At 59.3% G+C, this 2,566-nt stretch carries 3 protein-coding genes and 1 tRNA gene; all 4 read right to left on the minus strand.

What is annotated here, in order from left to right; all coding sequences use genetic code 11:
• On the minus strand, positions 1–1,457 hold a 1,457-nt coding region (locus ACRESD_RS11320; protein WP_431750986.1), incomplete at its 3' end, for a flavin monoamine oxidase family protein.
• Positions 1,458–1,603: 146 nt separating this feature from the next.
• Positions 1,604–2,050 (minus strand): Lrp/AsnC family transcriptional regulator, encoded by a 447-nt coding sequence (locus ACRESD_RS11325; RefSeq protein ID WP_078734923.1) that lies wholly within the window; start codon positions 2,048–2,050, stop codon positions 1,604–1,606.
• Between the two features lie 87 nt (positions 2,051–2,137).
• Positions 2,138–2,214: transfer RNA gene (locus ACRESD_RS11330), tRNA-Ile, on the minus strand.
• A gap of 15 nt (positions 2,215–2,229) precedes the next feature.
• Positions 2,230–2,566 (minus strand): EAL domain-containing protein (locus ACRESD_RS11335; protein ID WP_431750987.1); only part of this gene is annotated, 337 nt, incomplete at its 5' end.

Raw genomic sequence — 2,566 nt, forward strand, 5'->3', positions numbered from 1 at the left:
TAGCGATAGTGGCCCGGCAGCGCACCTTTGAAAGCTCCGAGGAAATGCGGGTCGGCTTCCCAGGACACGGTGATCGGGTCGCCGATGATGCGCGCCTTGATGTCGACTTTCGGGTAGATCTTCTTCAAAGCGTCAAGGGCCAGCTTCACGCGCTTGTCGATGGGCTGCGGCAGCATTTTCAACGCATCGCTCATCCACGAGTAAGACAGGCAGATCACGCCCGGCTTGTCGTCGCCATTGTCGAACAGGTAAGTGCCACGGGTCAGGCGATCGGTGAGGGTCATGCTCATCAGGTCGCGGCCGGTTTCCGGGTCTTTGTCTTTCCAGAACGGACGGTCGACCATCACGAAGGTTTTCGACGACTGCATGTAGCGTGTGCGGTCTAGGGCCATCCACATCTTTTGCGAGAACAGGGTTTCATCGCATTCGATCTGAGTGGTCAGCAACCAGCTTTGGCACGTGGTGAGCACTGCGGCGTATTCGCGGGTGTCGCCGTAGTTGTCCGTGACGGCAAAACGACCATCGGCAGCGTGGGCAATACGCTTCACGCCGGCCCGTGGCGCACCTCGGTGCAACGAGCTGAGGCTGGTGCCTGCCGGCCAGTGGGCGCAGCGCTCTGGCACATGACGCCAGATGCCCATGGGCACCTGCGCCACACCGCCGACGACCAAGTGTTGGTGGTCGTCGCAATTGGTCATGACTACGCGGAAGATTTCCAGCATGGAGTTGGGGAAGTCCGAGTCCCAGCCACCGGTGCCGAAGCCGACCTGGCCGAACACTTCGCGGTGCAGGAACGATAGCTTGGCGAAGGCCTTGGAAGTGGCAACGAAGTCATAGAAAGTGCGGTCGTCCCACAGCGGTACCAGCTTGTTCCACAGCTCCTTGAGGCGTGGCACATCGCGGTCGCGGATGGCTTGCTGGATATCGCCGAACTGCGAGCCGGCCTCCAGGGCATCGGCCCAGGCGTCGGCGACTTCCTGGAACAGGACCGGCAAGTCGGAGAGTTTTTGTGCGTAGTGGGTCTGGCCTTCCAGGTCGATCACGGTACTGCCGGAAGCCGGGGTCAGCGGGTTAGGGAAGGGTTTGGTTTCCAGGCCCAGCTTGTCCACATAGTGGTAGAACGCGGTGGACGACACCGGAAAGCGCATACCACCCAACTCGGCGATGACGCCCTCGGCGCCCTCAAACGCTTGGGAGCGCAAGCGGCCGCCCATTTTCGAGGCTTCGTACACCACGGGCTTCAAGCCAAGCTTCATCAGCTCATAAGCGGCGACCAAACCAGCAATCCCCGCGCCGACGATTGCCACTTCAGCACCATGATTGGCGGTCGGGATACTACCCAGTCCGGCAGGGTGTTCGATCCAGTCATCAAAGGCGAACGGAAAATCCGGGCCAAAGATGGTGATGGGTTTTTTACCGTCTGCAGGGTGGCGATTGTTTTTGTTGAATGCGTTCATGGCTGACCTGGCTGGCAACTCGGCGGGGCACGTCCCGTTGAGTATAGGAAAAGATGGCAGCCAGTTTAGGGAGCGTTGCGCTCGTTAATAAGACGCAAAGTGTCGTCGTATTGAATTGTTTTTAGTCAAAGTGACGAGTTGGTTGGTCAGATTGGCTGTCCGCGATCCAATTTGTTGCTGAGGATGATCGACGTGGTGGTTTTCTCCACGCCGTCGACGCTGCCGATCTGATCCAGCAACTGGTCTAGCTGCTCCGGCGAATCGGTGCGCAGCCAAGCCACGTAATCGAACTCCCCGCTCACTGCACACAACTGCTGAACCTGCGCCATGGCGCTCAACCTGCGCAGCACTTCCTTGCCCGAGCGCGCTTGCACGGTAATCCCCACATAAGCCTGCAAGCCGCCATCCACCACCCGCTGGCCCAGGCGTACACCGTATCCGGTAATCACCTGGGTTTTCTCCAGGCGTGCCAGGCGTGAGGTCACGGTGGTGCGTGCGATACCAAGCTGCCGGGCAAGCATGGCCACACTTTCACGGGCGTTGATCTGCAGGGCGGCGATTAGTTGGCGGTCGATTTCATCGAGGACGGGCAAAGTAGGAGCTCCAAAGCGGACGGCAATGGATTACATGTTACATGTCTTCCAGACACACAAAAGCCGCGCATTGCGCGGCTTTCGAATTGGTGGGCCCACACGGACTTGAACCGTGGACCAAAGGATTATGAGTCCTCTGCTCTGACCAACTGAGCTATAGGCCCTTAACAGGTCGCGGATTATAACGATGGTTTCTCCACTGTGCCATCCGAAAAATCCTCAATGCGCATACGAAGGAAGGTCTCGGCAAACAGCGCCGGAGGCATAGGCAAGCTGACGATGTAGCCTTGCATCTGCTCACAGCCTTCGGCGGCGAGGAAAGCCTGCTGCGCGGGGTTTTCCACGCCTTCAGCGATGATGGTGAATTGCATGCTGTGGCCCAGGGCGATGATGGCACGCACGATGGCGGCGTCGTGGGGGTCGTCGGGCAGGCCGCGTACGAAGGACTGGTCGATCTTCAGGAAGTCCAGCGGCAGGCGCTTGAGGTAGCTGAGGGACGAATACCCGGTGCCGAAG

The organism is Pseudomonas sp. (genome assembly GCF_050739995.1).
Lineage (GTDB): Bacteria > Pseudomonadota > Gammaproteobacteria > Pseudomonadales > Pseudomonadaceae > Aquipseudomonas.